Origin of the sequence: Butyrivibrio sp. WCE2006 (assembly GCF_000701985.1) — a bacterium.
Classification (GTDB): Bacteria; Bacillota; Clostridia; order Lachnospirales; family Lachnospiraceae; genus Butyrivibrio.
The window spans coordinates 1-15,697 of sequence record NZ_JNKH01000020.1 but is presented as its reverse complement, the minus strand read 5'-3'; the positions used below and the strand labels follow the sequence as shown (position 1 = coordinate 15,697).

The following is a 15,697-nucleotide window of genomic DNA, read 5'->3' as shown; positions in this document are numbered from 1 at the left end:
TGAGCAAATCCCTAAGAAAATCATTGTTTTACTTCACCGGGTACAGTAATCTCATACTTACCCTTTGCCAGTGAATTACCCTTTTTATCAAATACCTCTATACTGAGTTCAAACGTCCAGTTAGGATCTTGTTTTGTAGGTTCTTCACTTTTTTCAAATACTGCATCTATCTCCAATTTCTCTGCATAATCGTGTGGACTTCCACCTTCAGTTCCATCGTTTGGACTTCCACCTTCAATTCCCACGATTGGATAATACTTTTTATCCGAATTATTTAAACTCTCGAGATAAATAGAAGTCCCATCCACGATTTTGCATCGTCCGCCTATAAGTCCGCTGCCGTCAATGAAAGTGATATCCCCCGTAGAATCATCTATTTCACTGGCAGTTGTGATCTCAGACCTTACAAAATCGGAGAGCGTAGACATTATCATCTGTGCATGTGCATGGTTCGTATAATCAATGTAATGTGCCGCCGCCAGCCTCATGGACTCCGCTATTAGCTGCGAAGCCAGAAGCAGTATCAACACGGCGAACAACATTTCAGCGATTGAAAAGCCCTTACTGCCTGCACTTTTTAGCTTCCTATGCAATTCATCAGTCAATCTTCTTATAATTTTCATTCCGTGTTTTTTATTGGTCTATAGTAAAACCAGAAACAGTAACCCCATTGTCATATCCTGCACCATTGCCGGAATCCTCATAGTATACGGATTCTTTCTTTGCCGCCAGATCTGCCCTGGTTGCAGCAGCCATTGCCCCCGGCAGCATAGTAAGTGCAAGAGCGGCGATCAATAGCGCCACAAGAGTTTCACCAAGAGACTCGCCAAGATGATTATTTAGTTTTTCCCTTAGTCTTTCTATAACTCTCATAACACCCTAAAACCCTTATGCATCCCTCTTTTTGCTTATCACATACATTCCTTTCTTAGACCAGGAAATGTAAGTAATTTCTTTTGAATCATAGCTTCCGGTGTTTGTTTTTGTTCCAAGTTTATCTTCATTAACTATCTGTGATGATCCCGGTATTATCAAAGTAAGTGGATAATTAGCAAGTGAAGAACCATTACTCCCCTTTATATATACGTCAATGGTTATCGTATAATCCGAAGCCATTGCTATTTTCCCTTTAACTGTTCCCTTAAGTTTATCCTCTACTCCATCGCTAACAAAGGTTATTGTACGATCTGTTGCAGCTCCCCCTGAAGCAACTGACTCAGCCATAGCCTTTACAGTAGTTCCAAGCTTGTTATCAAAACCTTTTACCTTTTGTTCCTGTGTATCCGTAGGATCAGCAATGCTTACACCTTCTTCATATCTGTAGGTTGCATCATCTTCTATGCACTCTCTTATAAGGTCCATTGCCTTAGTGGTTGCAGCATATGCTATCTCTTCCCTTTTTTCAGCCATTGTTCTCTGAGCGTTCAATATTGCTGAATTTACTATTGCAAGAGCAACAAAAGAGCAGACTATGAAAACAACCAGCGCCACTACCATAGAAGCACCGTGGTTATTAAGTTTTTTCAAAATCGCTTTTTCATTTAGAAAATGCTTCATGTGTTGTCCTTAAGAGAGTCCTCGGGAAGCTCTTTATCCGGAACGCCATCATGCATTGTTTCATAAAATGCTCCGGTGAGCTTTACTGTTACTTCATTGTCATTTAGGTTTGTTTTGAGCTTATATGGAGTTACAACCATGTCCTCTATGAGACATCTGTTCTCACTTTCCTCAAGTTCCTTAATGATTTTCTCTGCTTCTGAGTAGTTTCGTACAGTGAAGGTCATCTCCCACATACGTCTGATAAGATCGCCCTCTCTTGTAATGTCTGTAAACCTTACTGAGTAATCCATGGTCTTATTCAGAGTATCGTGAAGGAAATCAAGCTCCTTCTTTCCTGCGTTGTAGCTTGGCAGGTAGCTAAGCTCCGCCTTCTTATTGGTATTTATGTCATCGGACATAGCTTCCATGCTTTTTATCTTATTCTGAGTAGCCTGCAGCTCTACATTCAGAGAATTCTGCTCCTGCCTTGCTGCTTCTATAGACTGCTCAATAGGAGTCGAGACAAACAGATAATACCCTGCTCCGATTATGACAAGCAGAAGAATGACCAAAAGTATTTTTTCATTTTTAGTAAAAGCCCTGTTTAGTATGTTCACGTTATCACTCCTCTTCAGAAGACTTCGTAATCAAATATACTTTAATCTCAGCATTTACCCCCGACTCAACTTCCTCCGTTTTTTCATCATCCTCTATGGTCTTGGCTGATACTACAGAACAGCTCTCAACTATATCCTGCTCATTTAGTTGTAACGTAAGCTTACTTACATCCTCCAGATTTTTAGCAGTAAGATCAATTGTCATCGCACCCTTTACAAGGTCCATGTATGTGACCTTCATACCCTGTTTTCCAATAAGATCCACGAGTTTTGCGGCATCAAGGCGGCTAATCCTCCCTCGTTCCTCTTCGTTCATGGTATCCCAGGTGTAGTGGTAATACTCATTTTTGAGATCCCCGGCACCCTCTATAAGTGAGCTTATCGAATCTATCTGATCCTGGATGAGCTGGGCTTTATATCTCTCAGCTATAAGTACACCCACTCTGTCAAGGAAAGTGAACTTACCAATTACAGCCAGCACAGCAATCGCAGCGACTACTGAAGCAATTATGATCCATATATTAGTTCTTTTCTTAACACCCGCAACAGCGAGATTATTCTTTGTGGTAACACCTACGGCATCGCTCAGGATAATTCCTACAGATCCGTAAGTAACATTTATTTCCTTTCTCTGATTGTATTTAGGAAACAGCTCGTCCATTGTCTGAACGTTTTTATCAACTCGCTCTTTTAATATCTCAACCAGAGGCTCTGTCATGGCACCTGTTCCGCAGAGAACCATATCCTTAAGTCTTGAAGTCATATCGGACATTTCATAGAAATTCAGTCCCTTTAAAACTTCTATGGAAATATCCTTGTAGGCATTTATCGCGGCAGGGAGCCTGTCACATTCGTTGTAGCCATTTCTTAGATAAGTAAGTGCAAGATGAGTATCTACATTCAGCTCATCTGCAAGAGCCTGTATAACATGATCCTCACCGATATCGATCATGTGTGAAAGCTTAAACTCTCCGTTTTTGAATATCATCATTCTGATGGCACGGCGGCCGATATCCATGAAACATCTTTCCTTTTTTACTTCTTCTTCATCTCCCAAAGTACTAAGAAGAGTCTCATAAACAGATGTCTCAGGCAGCGCCTTTATAAGCTTTAATCCCACCAGCCTCAAAGTCTCACGAATAGTTGTCAAAAGTTCAAGGGGAACCGCATAAGCCAGAAGATTTATAGTTGAAGCCTCATCTTCATCGCTCTGTCTTTTTACATAATCAAATACGTACTGATTAAGCTCTCCCTGAATAAAGTCTCTGAACTCAAAGGGTATATTGTAACGAAGCTGCTCATCATCAATTAAGGGCATGGAAATCTTTCGCACAAAAATGTCGCTATCTGCTATAACGTAAGCTGCGTTTTTGCACTTTATTCCCTTGTCCTTCATCTGTTCCCTGAGGAATTCAGCAAAAAGGTTCTGTGACAGGATTCTATTACCCTCAACTACGTTTGTGGGTATTTCTTCCCAGTAAGACTTGCGTACCACGCCGCCCTTCATCAAGGTCAGCGCAAGTCTTCCATGTGAAACACTTATTCCTAATATGCCCTGATTCTTTGCCATCAGTTTACCCCTCTCATAGCAGCGTCAAATACCAGGCTGTTACGGCGTCTCCTACAATAAGTAAAATATAAGCTGAAGCAGCAATCGCAGGACCAAGTGGAAATTCCTGTGATGCCGATTTATCTATTTTTTTTCTTAAAAATGCAAATATCAGTCCCAAAATGCAGGACAAAATTATAAGTTCGTAGGTTTTAGCAAATCCCAGATATACTCCAAGAAGTGCAAATAGTTTAATATCTCCGCCTCCAAGACTGTCCTTTTTTAGTAGTTTGTCCATTACAAGACTTATTATCAGTATCGCCGCTCCAAAAAGCAGTCCTGTAAGGATACTTTGTATAATGAACTTTATACTGCTTATTCCAAGTATGAATTCCAGTACCGAAAAGCATATCCAGCTGATAAGTGATACTATAAGCAGCATGTCCGGTATTTCATAGGATTCAAGGTCAGTTAAAGCTATGGCAAACAGGCATCCTGTCAGAATCCATTCCTTGAAAAAGGTTATCCAGTCAGTCCCCGTATGGAGAAACAGGATTATCGACAGTAGCATGAAGGTCAGCTCTGCAAGAGGATATCTTATTGAAATCTTCTTTCCGCAGTATCTGCACTTTCCGCGGCTGAACACGTAACTGAAAACCGGTATAAGATCAGCTGCTGATAGCTCATGCCCGCATTCCATACAGTGACTTCTTCCTTTTACGAAATCCTCTTTCCTGACAATCCGCATAGCCATGCAGTTTAAAAAGGATCCAAAAACAAGTCCGAATAGAGATATGCATACAATGTAATAAATAAACTCTGCCAAATCACATCCCCTGATACATGGTAAACATAGCCATGTAAATTGCTATTACTATAAATCCCGCAATAACCGCTATGAATATTAGAAGCGCCGGCTCCAGCATTGCTATTGCTTTTGCTACAGCCTGTTCAAGTTCACTGTCATAATACTTTGCTACAACGTCCATGGTGTGCTTCATCTCACCGGTTTCTTCACCCACGCCTACCATATCTGTCAGTATATCCGGCATGACTTCAATATCACGCATGGTATCTACTACTGTCTTACCTTCCTCAATCTTGCCCACCATTGCGGCAATTTCTTCCTTATAAACTTCATTTGTCATAACCTTTGAGGTTATGCTTACAGCTTTCGTTACAGGAAGTCCCGAACCTATCATGGTAGCCATTGTGTTGGCAAAAAGACTTGCCGCGTTAAGCTCTGCAATATTTCCAAGAACCGGAAGCTTTAACTGGATCTCAGCAAGTTTTCTTGCTCCCTTTGGTGTTCTTTTATACAAAAGATATGCCACTACAAGTACCGCAAATACGAAGACAATCACTAGAATATATTTGCTGAAAAAGTTGGATATCCCAATAAGCATTCTTGTAATGAGCGGAAGTTCACTTCCGATTTCCTCAAAGATAGCCGTAAATGTAGGTACAACCTTTACCATGAGGACAATTACAACCACAACCGCTACAAATAATACGAACAAAGGATAGCCCATGGCACTTCTGACCTTGGCACCCATCTTGGTCTGCTTGTCAAAGTGTTTGTAAATAGAATCAAATGAGTTGGCAAGATCACCGGCTTCTTCCCCTGCTCTTAAGGTTTCGCAGAAAGTTGCGGGAAGCGTTCCGCCGCCATGCTCATTAAATGCTGCTGATAGTGATCGTCCTGCTTCAACATCCGCAAATACCTTGGTCAGCATATTTTTCAGAGTCTTGTTTGTGGTTTTATCTCTTATGAGTTTAACTGCTCTGGATATAGGTATACCTGCAGAGAGGATAGTCGCAAACTGGCTGCACATGAGAGTAAAAGCTTTTGGATCAAGCTTTTTTCCACCGATTTCAGCCCCCAGAATATCCGGAAGTTCGGCACTGCTCCCGTGTATCTCCTTAATTGAGAGAACCACGTTATATTGTTGTCTTATCTTGGCTGTAGCTTCAAGCTGGTCAATCGCCTCCAGCATTCCCTCTACTTTATCGCCTGAAGTTGTAAGCGCTGTATACTTGTAGCTGTTCATAATTCCCCTCTGACTTTAATTCATATTTCTGGTTACAAAGTCTTTATTTACAGCATAATGAAGTGCGTTTTCCCTTGTGATAAGCCCCTTTCTCACAAGCATTACTATGGACTGATCCATTGTCTGTCCCCCAAGCTCTGCACTTGTTGCGACTGCATTAGCTATCTGAGGTGTATTTCCTGTTCTGATGAGATTCCTTATAGCATCAGTGACTATCATGTATTCTGATGCGAGTGCTCTGCCTCCGCCCTTTTTCTGAATGAGCTGCTGCGTAAGCACCGCCTGTAATACCATGGAAAGCTGCAGCCTTATCTGCTGCTGCGCCGCTTCAGGAAATACCTGCACCATACGGTCTATGGAATCAGCTGCGCTTCCTGTATGCAGGGTTCCAAAAACAAGATGTCCTGTCTCTGCTGCCGTTATGGCAGTTTCTATTGTGTCTCTGTCTCGCATTTCACCAATGAGAATTACGTTGGGATCTTCACGGAGCGATGCCCTGAGTCCCATGGCAAAACTTTGAGTATCCTTGCCTACTTCTCTTTGATTGATTGCACATAAATCCGGTTTGTACATATATTCAACCGGGTCTTCAAGAGTTACTATATGTCTCCTGTAGTTATGATTGATGTTATCAAGGATTGCTGCCAGGGTTGTTGATTTACCTGAGCCTGTCTCACCTGTAACAAGTACAATTCCCTTGTGTAATTTCGGAAGATCAAGCACTGCCAGCGGAAGCCCCAAGGTTGAAAGCTCCGGGATTCTCTCCGAAAGTATTCTAAGTGCCAGGGACGGAACTCCCTGCTGCTTAAAGAGATGGATACGGCATCTGTTATCTGCAAACGTATCTGCAGCGTCAAGCTCTCCTACTGACATAAGCTCATTAAAAGCTTCCTCAGAACCTGCAAGTTTTCTTGCCAAATCAAGGCACTCCTCCTTACTTACAGGCTCGCTCTCCATATCTTCAAGGTCTCCGCCCTTCCTGTACTTTGGCGGAAGTCCGCATATAATATGTATATCAGATGCCCCTTCTGACTTTGCTCTGGCTACCAGTTCATCTATCGTCGTCATGGCATATCCCTCATATAAATCTATAAACCTTAGTCGCTTTCGTTTACTACTCTCATTACTTCATAGGTTGTGGTTACACCCGCAAGAACAAGCTTTGCTCCTGCTTCTCTAAGTGATACAAAACCTGTTCCTTCCTTCTTAAGCGCCTTTTCAATCTCAGTTCTGCCTGCTCTCTTATAGATAAGCTCCCTGACTTCAGGTGTAATCATCATTATTTCAAAAACACCTATTCGTCCGGAATATCCGGTGTTAAAGCAGTGCTGGCACCCCTTTCCGAATTTAAACTTCGTTCCGGGTTCAATTTTTATACCAAGCCTTTCAGCTTCATCCCTTTGGGGCTCATAATCTTCGCCGCAGTAAGGACATACACGCCTTACAAGTCTTTGTGATATAACGCCTCTTAAAGTAGCCGATATCAGATATGGCTCGATACCGATATCCATCAATCTGTCTATGGCTCCAACCGCATCATTTGTGTGGATGGTACTCATTACAAAGCGTCCGGTAAGAGCAGCTCTTAAGGCAATCTCTGCTGTCTCACCGTCACGAATCTCACCTACTGATACGATATCCGGGTCCTGACGAAGTATTGCTCTAAGTCCATTTGCAAAGGTCATATTTGTCTTGGGATTAACCTGAACCTGATTCATTCCCTCAATGTTATATTCGATGGGGTCCTCTAAGGTTACAAGGTTTACATCCCTTGTATTTAATTCGTTTAGCATAGCGTACATGGTTGTGGTCTTACCTGATCCGGTAGGTCCTACAAGAAGCATAACGCCATTTTTATAATGGATAAGCTTTTCGTACTTCTCCATATCCTCAGGAGTCAGTCCGAGCATTTCTTTATCTATTTCTGTGCTGGATTTATCAAGAAGACGGCAAACTATCTTTTCGCCCCAGGCAATAGGAAGTGTGGATACACGCATGTCGATACTTTTGCCAAGGACACTTACTGCAAATCTGCCATCCTGTGGAATTCTTTTTTCTGCCACATCCATTCCGGACATGGTTTTAATACGGGCGATAACTGCTACAGTTACATCCTTAGGTACTCTCAGTACTTCTCTGAGCACACCGTCAATACGCATGCGTACATCCATATCATGTTCTCTTGGTTCAAAGTGGATATCTGAAGCACGCTCAGAAACAGCACGCTCAATGATCGAGTTGACAAGACGGATGGTGGGCGCACCTTCCCCATCTCCGCTAATAGAATTAGAAGTTATAACAAAATCAAACTGAGATAATGAAGGCTCATTATCATTATCAGTTGTTCCAAGCTCTCTCTTATAATCGGCAATAGCCTGCTTGGCATTTTCATTTCCATAGAGGGTATTGATTGCTCTCTCAACCGCCACATGCGTCGCAATCAGAGGCACAATCTTAAGATTAACAGCCTTGCGCACTTCATCAAGAGCATAGTAATTCAAGGGATCGTCCATTGCTACTAATAGCGAATCCCCTCTCTTTTGCACAGGCACAAGATGATTTTGCTTTGCAGTATTTCTCTGCACAAGCTTCGCCATATCCTGAGATATGCTCACCTTTCCCAGGTCAATGTAGTCAACCTCCATCTGCACCGCAAGCGTTTTTGCTACGTCTTCCGGAGTGACTATTCTGTTGTTGATCAGAACTTCACCTAGCTTTTCATGGGTCTGCTTCTGCATATCCAAAGCAAACTGAAGCTCTTTTTCAGTAATTAGGCCTCGCTCAATAAGCAGGTCACCTATCCTCTTCTTTGGCATATTTCCCCCTGATAAAAATGTCAAACTAAAGTAATTACGGTGCCACCCATTTAGAAGAGATACTATGGTCTTCTCCAAATGTAATTAACAGATATTTTCCCTTATGCTCTTTTGAGTTCCCATAGGGCTTAACTGTCTGCTTAGCTGTTGCCGGTTCTATGAACTTTTTACTCTCGATATCAAATACCGCCACAGTCCCTGTCAGAGAATCATCCTGAAGATAATTGACAAGTGCTTCACGCTCTGCAGAAATCACTATTGTCTCATCCATTTCAACTAAAGGCTTCTCTGTATTGATGCGTACAATCCTATAAACAATAATAGCAACAAGTACTGCGGCAATTAGTGCGAGTATTGCCACTGCTCTGGCTATTCCTTTGCTATTTCTGATCTTGTCCATAGGCAATGTCCTGAGTACGATAAATGACGAAATAATAATTATATAATTATCAGTATTATAGCACCTTTAAAGCATTAGTATCAATCACGCAGCTAATTGAATTGAGAATTAAAACTTGTATTCCATTTTCAAATTACATACACCTTATACGCAGGCACAAATGTGCTATACTGCGGTTGCATAGTGGGCTGCGTATTTCAGAAAGTTCCTATTTCGCAGCTTAGATTGCTGGATTTGTGCTGCGTATATCGAAAAGCCTCTATTTCGCAGCTCATATTGTCGGATTTGTGCTGCGTATATCGAAAAGCCTCTATTTCGCAGCTCTTATTGCTGGACTTGTGCTGCGCATATCGAAAAGCCTCTATTTTGCAGCTCATATTGTCGGATTTGTGCTGCGTATATTGAAAAGTCTCTATTTCGCAGCTCATATTGTTGGATTTGTGCTGCGCATTTCAAAAATCTCTATTCCACAGCTCTTATTGTTGGACTTGTGCTGTGCATATCGAAAAGCCTCTATTTTGCAGCTCATATTGTCGGATTTGTGCTGCGTATATTGAAAAGTCTCTATTTCGCAGCTCATATTGTTGGATTTGTGCTGCGCATTTCAAAAATCTCTATTCCACAGCTCTTATTGTTGGACTTGTGCTGTGCATATCGAAAAGCCTCTATTTTGCAGCTCATATTGTCGGATTTGTGCTGCGTATATTGAAAAATCTCTATTTCGCAGCTCATATTGCTGGATTTGTGCTGCGTATTTCAAAAAGTCCCTATTTCACAGCTTAGATTGCCGGATTTGAAAGAATAGTTAATTGGAAAATGGTGCACTGAAGTTGTTAAGTTTCATTCTTTTGAACACCACTTCAAATCACTATATTCTCTACTAATGTAAAAAGCGATTACTACGCTGATAATATAAAGAGACTGAACACATTAACGTGTATCAGTCCCTTTTCTTTTATATCACACACCAAAATATCCTAAACAACAGATACTATTATGATCATCTTTGTTTTTAACTAACTGTTATTGTAACACTTCCTGCATCTGAATCGTATTCTATCTCGCAGCTTCCACCTTTTGTGGGTGTTCCTGATACAGTAGCATCAGAATGACCTGTACCTGTAATTATTCCACTACCAACAAGATTTGGAGCCGGTGATGTCTGCCATCCATCCTGCTGTTGCTGAAGTGTAACAGTACGAGTAACGTCTGCTGCTGTAGTCTGTGTTAATGCTTCAGCCATAACTTCAGCATAAGCAGCACGAATATTAGCGGCATCAGTTGACTCTCTAGCTCTCTCAAGTTGTGCTGTAAATATCGGAATAGCAATAGCAACCAGTACTGCTATGATTGCAACTACAATAAGGAGTTCAGCAAGTGTGAAGCCCTTCTTTTCATTTAATTTCGCCCTCATTTTCTTAATCATTTCATTTCTCCTTTTCTAACTTGAAAACCAACTATGAAATAATGTTTATAGTCTTATGCTATATCTTATATCGGATAATTACAAGAATACTTAAGTGAATTTTTCTAAAAATAGTATTAATTTATTATATTTTTATACAATTCGTATCCTTTAACCGATACTATACCTTGTTATCTGAAAACTCCCTCCCACAACATCTTCCATATGGTGTAAACGGAATGAAATATTATTACAAAATGTAAAAAATTTATAAATTTTACAAGAGCTCTATTCCCCGGCACGTTTCAGAAGTTGAACACATGCCTTATATCTCAGTCTGAAATTTCTGGATACAGCAAGGCAGGTCAGGTCATCCGTTGTCATATTTGGATTCTTTACAATCAGCCTTGTTACACGCAGATCTTCGTCATTTCTCATTTTCATAAGTGCTTCCGGCGGTGCATTAACGTTCTTGGCAACATTCTCACGAACCAGCCACTCATCATCCTCTGAAAGTCTGACAAGAACTTCAGGCGGAGCGTTCTTATTGCTTGCAACAGCTTTTCGTACATAACCATCTCTGTAATCGGCAAGAAACCATAGCACATCGGGAGGTGAGCTAGGATTCTTGGCTACGTTTTCACACACTCTCCAGTCATCATCCTTTGAAAGTCTTCCTAAAACTCTCTCAGGGGTGTTTCGGTTACTTGCAACAGCTTTTCTCACGTATGCATCGCCATCATCTGACAGATACCTTAATATTGCTTCAGATGAATTAGCATTCCCGGCTACTGCAGTACGAATAGACTGTTTCTGGTCATTTGCGAGCTCCATCAGCTGGTCCACCGGGGTACTCTCGTTTGCAGCGACACCGTTTCTTACAACTATCTCATTATCTCTAATAAGCTTCTTTAATATATCCGGTGGCGTCTTCTTATTCTTAGCTACCGCTTCTCTAACAGCCGTTCTTTCGTCTGATGCCAGGCTTATAAGTATTTCTTCATTGACGTTTGGATTAGTTACAACTGCTGCCCTGACATTCCTGTCATCATCAGTGGCAAGAGCGCTCAATATTTCAGAAGGTGTATTTCCGTTTTCTGCTACTGCAAGGCATACAGTCTTCTCCACATCATGAGAAAGTTTTGATAGCATTTCTTCCGTAGCATTTTCATTTGCCGCAACCCCGCTTCGCACTATTTTGCTCTCATCAGTTAGAAACATTAAGAGCACGGCTTCCGACGTATTCGGATTAAGCGCAACTCTGTAACGGATAACTTCACTTTTGTCACCTGCCAGTTTGCGCAAAACCTCCTTAGGTGTACTTAAGTTTTCCGCCACGCCCCACCTTACCGCGTCATTTTCATTATTAGCCAGCGTCATCAAAAGCGAAGGAGAAGCCTTTCGATGTATTGCTATCCCCCTCAGAACTCTTAAGTCCGTCTTATTAGCTTCATATAGAATATCCAGAATTTCTGACGGTGTATCATCATCTTTGAGAATATCCTCATTGAGTTCTTCCCAATCAGCAAATTGGTATTCATAAAGGTATGTTTCTTTTAATTCAATGCTAAGTTTATCTTCCATATTCCACCAACCATTTCTGAAAAACCGCACAAATACATTCATTAATTCAATTATATAGCATCCCACTGTTGTTTATCTATAAAACATCCCTTAATCATTCAATAAAAAAGAGTAAAAATAAAATTGGTCACAAGAATTGTACGAATTTTATCGTCAGTTCCTGTAACCAATCTTTTTTTGGAATGATGTCATCACCCATCCTCTATTATTGTTCCCTTACATATTACAATTATATTTATTTTTTTACAAAAATCAATACTTTTTTATCGTTTTCGTAATTTTGCGAAATATTTATGTAATATTTTTTATCATCTTGAAAATCAGACAATTTATTCCAGCCCATTTTTCTTCATAAGCATCTTCATAAACAGAGGTTGGAAAATGAGTATCAGGAAAAAGGCAACCACAAAGCAAATGATACATGAATGCAAAAACATGGGCAAAAATGAGTTCTGCGCCATTCCTCCGCTTTGTCTCATAGCCATATTGTAGGCAAACGCCACCATGGCAAGGGTCATGACCGGAGTATAAATGATATCGGAAATCAGGCTCTCCACTATCCTTGTCAGCAGCTTACCTCTTTCAAGTTTCAGCTTTTTACAGACAGCTCCGGTTACTTTCCCCACCGGAATAATAAGTCCGATGATAATGCTGATTATCGAGCTTATTATAAAGCCGGATATGAAACCAGGAATTGTCAGATGTCCCGCTGACAACGGGCCGATGATTGCCATAAAAAAGCTCATAAGAATTCCCATTCTTATTCCCATCTGTCTTCCGATTATTCTCATCTTCTCGTCCATATAGCCCCCTCTCTTTGCAAGTATGTTTTGCAAAAAATCTGCTTAATTAAAGTACTCCGGGTGTTCCTTGAAATACATCATCATTGTTGCAGTCAGACTAAGGTTCCTTGCCTCTTCTCCTATGTCATCTCTATGGACCCATTCAGCATGGGAAAGCTCATTTTCATCTATATTCACTTTTCCCTCGCCGTCAAGATCACAGAAAAATCCCATCAGCAGATTAGAATCAAATCCCCAGGGCTGACTTGCAAAATACCTGATATTCTTAACTTTTAATCCTACCTCCTCAAAAACCTCTCGTCTAACGGTGTCCTCTGCCGTCTCTCCAATTTCACAAAAGCCTGCAATGAGCGCATTTCCCTTATATGCTCTTCCGGCATACCTGGTCATCATGATTTTTTCTCCATTGGTGAGACCGACAATTACAGCCGGACAGATCTTGGGATATATAATATTTCCGCAATCAGGGCACTTTAATGCCCTCTCCTTATCATAGATTTCTGTCTTATGTCCACATCTACCGCAAAATCTGTTATCACTGTACCAGACATGGAGATGGTATGCGGTCATTCCTGCAAAACACAGATATCCCGGATTGGCTTTTCTCAGGGCCCGTATATCTTCATAGTGATATTTTTTCTCAATATCTGAGCCTTGCGGCGCTTCAGGAATTTGGATGTCATTTTCATTTTTTGACATAAAAAACCCGATATCATCGATGGAAAAGAGATATATCAATTTATCAGAATCGATTCCTAGCTCTTCTACCTTAGGGAATTTTACTTTTTCATACTCTCCAAAAGCACACAAAAGCTCCCTGCCCCTGAAAGATAACAAGTAATCTCCGGGCTTTGGAAGCTTATTCTTATATTCATTATTATAAATTTTCGGTGTTATATCCTGTATCATATTTTGATTATACAGTAATAGTCAATGCCAGCAATAGATTGTTTTCAATTTATATAACTTTTATGACTTTTGCCTTATTGCCTTTGAGTATTTATAGTCTTATAATACATTTTATACAATCTAAATCTAAAGGAGGCATAAAATGCAGGAAGTATACGAGTTTTTAAAGAAGTGCAATACCTATTATCTCGCAACAGTTGAAGGTGATCAGCCAAGAGTTCGTCCTTTTGGTACTGTCGATATTTTTGAAGATAAGCTTTATATTCAGACCGGAAAAGTTAAAGAGGTTTCCAAGCAGATCCAGGCTAACCCCAAGGTAGAAATCTGCGGCTTTGCAGAAGGCAAGTGGGTACGTGTTGCCGGTGAGCTTGTTCGCGATGACAGAGTAGAAGCTAAGAAGCACATGTTAGATGCATATCCTTCACTTCAGGGCATGTATTCAGCAGAAGATGATAACACAGAGGTTCTTTACTTCAAGAACGCTACTGCTACTTTCTCATCATTCACTGATGAACCCAAGGTTGTAAAATTCTAAGACACACGGCAGACTGAAAAGAGACTAATTCCGAGTTATATGAATCAAATTCTATCAGTTTGCTCTACTAAGCAGGTTCCACTGAGATCGGCTATGCCACTCTAAGCGGACTTATATGGCTCACACCAAGATTGTGTAGAGCCTGGCTAAGTACTCTGCTCAATCAATCAGCCACTCCTTATTGCATATCACAGTAAAGAGTGGCTGTTTTTAATTAACATCAGCTTTCATGGGATTTTCAGGTTGTCACATCTCGTCACATACCTGGAAAATGTAGAACTTCAAATAGTAGGAAGCGTCATTTGACCAAAGTATCGGATGATCAGCTGCCTGCTGCCTGAATTCGATCTGTCTAAGCTGCTTATGTGCGCTGCGGGCTGCCTCCTTGATTGTTTTTGCAAACAGTTCCTCATCCATGAAATGTGAGCAGGAACATGTTGCAAGGAGACCTCCGTTTTTCACCAGCTTCATTCCTCTGATATTTATCTCACGATATCCGGTGACTGCCTTCTTTATAGAAGCCCTGGATTTTGTAAATGCAGGGGGATCAAGGATCACTACATCATATTTCTCGCCCTGCTTTTCAAGTTCAGGCAAAAGATCGAATACATCAGCACATTTGAATTTGATAATATCCTCCAGGCCATTCAGCTTTGCATTTTCTTCAGCCTGAGCACAACCAAGATCCGATGCATCAACTGCAAGTACCGAGCTAGCTCCTGCCTTCGCACAATTAAGTCCAAAGGAGCCGGTATGCGTGAAGCAATCAAGCACCTTCTTACCTTTACATAACGAAGCTATCGCTCTTCTATTATTTTTCTGATCAAGGAAAAATCCGGTCTTCTGACCATTTTCAACATCAACGTAATACTTTACGCCATTTTCCTCTATAAGAACCTTTGTATCAAAAGGTTCACCAATAAACCCTTTAATTCTTTCAAGGCCTTCCTGCTCACGAACCTTGGCATCGCTTCGCTCAAACACTCCGCGAATCACAACTCCGTCCTCTGAAAGCACCTTTTTACATGTGTCTATTATCAGTCCTTTCATGCGATCCGTGCCAAGTGCAAGGGATTCTATTACAAGGATATCTGAAAATTTGTCTATTGTTATTCCGGGCAGAAAATCTGCTTCGCCAAATATGAGTCTGCATGAAAGCTTTTTAAGAGCTTCGCTTTCCGCATTATCTTTGATTTCAAAGCCATAAACGCAGGGATTCATGACAGCTTTTCTGTATTCCCATGCGTTTCTGACTCTTTTCTCAATAAGCTCTTCATTTACAGGGTTCTCCTTACGTCTTGACATCATTCTGACTCTGATCTTGGAATGAGTGTTTATAAATCCATACCCCATAAAATATCCATCATGATCAAGGACTTCGATGATATCCCCATTCTCAAAATCACCTTCAACTCTGTTTATCTCATTATCAAAAACCCAGGCGCCGCCTGCTTTGATAGTTCTTCCCTCACCTTTTTTCAAAACTGCC

General features: G+C 40.9%; 16 protein-coding genes. 1 reads left to right on the top strand and 15 read right to left on the bottom strand.

What is annotated here, in order from left to right:
* Window positions 1–20: 20 nt before the first annotated feature.
* The 14 genes from T501_RS12635 to nudC all read right to left on the bottom strand — a co-directional run bounded on the left by T501_RS12635 (window position 21) and on the right by nudC (window position 13,673).
* Complete coding sequence (locus T501_RS12635; protein WP_044915179.1) at window positions 21–623, bottom strand: hypothetical protein; 603 nt, start codon at window positions 621–623, stop codon at window positions 21–23.
* A gap of 10 nt (window positions 624–633) precedes the next feature.
* Complete coding sequence (locus T501_RS12630) at window positions 634–873, bottom strand: hypothetical protein (RefSeq protein WP_044915178.1); 240 nt, start codon at window positions 871–873, stop codon at window positions 634–636.
* 15 nt (window positions 874–888) lie between these two features.
* Window positions 889–1,557 carry a hypothetical protein gene (locus tag T501_RS12625; protein ID WP_044915177.1) on the bottom strand — a complete coding sequence of 223 codons (669 nt, stop codon included), beginning with the start codon at window positions 1,555–1,557 and terminating at the stop codon, window positions 889–891.
* The gene (locus T501_RS12620) at window positions 1,554–2,156 is read right to left on the bottom strand and encodes a hypothetical protein (protein ID WP_044915176.1); all 603 of its coding nucleotides are present in this window, start codon (window positions 2,154–2,156) and stop codon (window positions 1,554–1,556) included. The genes T501_RS12625 and T501_RS12620 overlap by 4 nt, the downstream gene beginning before the upstream one ends.
* A 4-nt stretch (window positions 2,157–2,160) precedes the next feature.
* Window positions 2,161–3,726 (bottom strand): pilus assembly protein PilM, encoded by a 1,566-nt coding sequence (gene pilM / locus T501_RS12615; RefSeq protein ID WP_044915174.1) that lies wholly within the window; start codon window positions 3,724–3,726, stop codon window positions 2,161–2,163.
* Between the two features lie 13 nt (window positions 3,727–3,739).
* Window positions 3,740–4,531 carry a prepilin peptidase gene (locus tag T501_RS12610; protein WP_044915172.1) on the bottom strand — a complete coding sequence of 264 codons (792 nt, stop codon included), beginning with the start codon at window positions 4,529–4,531 and terminating at the stop codon, window positions 3,740–3,742.
* Window position 4,532: 1 nt separating this feature from the next.
* Window positions 4,533–5,756, bottom strand: a complete 1,224-nt coding sequence (locus tag T501_RS12605; RefSeq protein WP_026509071.1) for a type II secretion system F family protein — start codon at window positions 5,754–5,756, stop codon at window positions 4,533–4,535.
* A gap of 15 nt (window positions 5,757–5,771) precedes the next feature.
* The gene (locus T501_RS12600) at window positions 5,772–6,824 is read right to left on the bottom strand and encodes a type IV pilus twitching motility protein PilT (RefSeq protein ID WP_026509070.1); all 1,053 of its coding nucleotides are present in this window, start codon (window positions 6,822–6,824) and stop codon (window positions 5,772–5,774) included.
* A 29-nt stretch (window positions 6,825–6,853) separates the two neighbouring features.
* Window positions 6,854–8,572 carry a GspE/PulE family protein gene (locus tag T501_RS12595; RefSeq protein ID WP_044915170.1) on the bottom strand — a complete coding sequence of 573 codons (1,719 nt, stop codon included), beginning with the start codon at window positions 8,570–8,572 and terminating at the stop codon, window positions 6,854–6,856.
* Between the two features lie 34 nt (window positions 8,573–8,606).
* Window positions 8,607–8,972: a hypothetical protein gene (locus tag T501_RS12590; protein WP_026509068.1), complete on the bottom strand. Its 366-nt coding sequence runs from the start codon at window positions 8,970–8,972 to the stop codon at window positions 8,607–8,609.
* 1,012 nt (window positions 8,973–9,984) lie between these two features.
* Window positions 9,985–10,398, bottom strand: a complete 414-nt coding sequence (locus tag T501_RS20330) for a prepilin-type N-terminal cleavage/methylation domain-containing protein (protein WP_050008298.1) — start codon at window positions 10,396–10,398, stop codon at window positions 9,985–9,987.
* Window positions 10,399–10,665: 267 nt separating this feature from the next.
* Window positions 10,666–11,961, bottom strand: coding sequence for a hypothetical protein (locus T501_RS12580; RefSeq protein ID WP_044915168.1), 1,296 nt, complete (start codon window positions 11,959–11,961; stop codon window positions 10,666–10,668).
* A gap of 329 nt (window positions 11,962–12,290) precedes the next feature.
* On the bottom strand, window positions 12,291–12,764 hold the full coding sequence (locus T501_RS12575) for a hypothetical protein (protein ID WP_044915166.1): 474 nt from the start codon (window positions 12,762–12,764) through the stop codon (window positions 12,291–12,293).
* 42 nt (window positions 12,765–12,806) lie between these two features.
* On the bottom strand, window positions 12,807–13,673 hold the full coding sequence (gene nudC, locus T501_RS12570) for an NAD(+) diphosphatase (protein WP_044915164.1): 867 nt from the start codon (window positions 13,671–13,673) through the stop codon (window positions 12,807–12,809).
* A 142-nt stretch (window positions 13,674–13,815) separates the two neighbouring features.
* Between nudC and T501_RS12565 the strand changes: the two genes are divergently transcribed.
* Window positions 13,816–14,208 carry a pyridoxamine 5'-phosphate oxidase family protein gene (locus T501_RS12565; protein ID WP_026509064.1) on the top strand — a complete coding sequence of 131 codons (393 nt, stop codon included), beginning with the start codon at window positions 13,816–13,818 and terminating at the stop codon, window positions 14,206–14,208.
* A 246-nt stretch (window positions 14,209–14,454) separates the two neighbouring features.
* Here the strand turns inward: T501_RS12565 and T501_RS12560 are convergent, their stop codons facing one another.
* Window positions 14,455–15,690 (bottom strand): class I SAM-dependent rRNA methyltransferase, encoded by a 1,236-nt coding sequence (locus tag T501_RS12560; protein WP_050008300.1) that lies wholly within the window; start codon window positions 15,688–15,690, stop codon window positions 14,455–14,457.
* Window positions 15,691–15,697 lie beyond the last annotated feature (7 nt).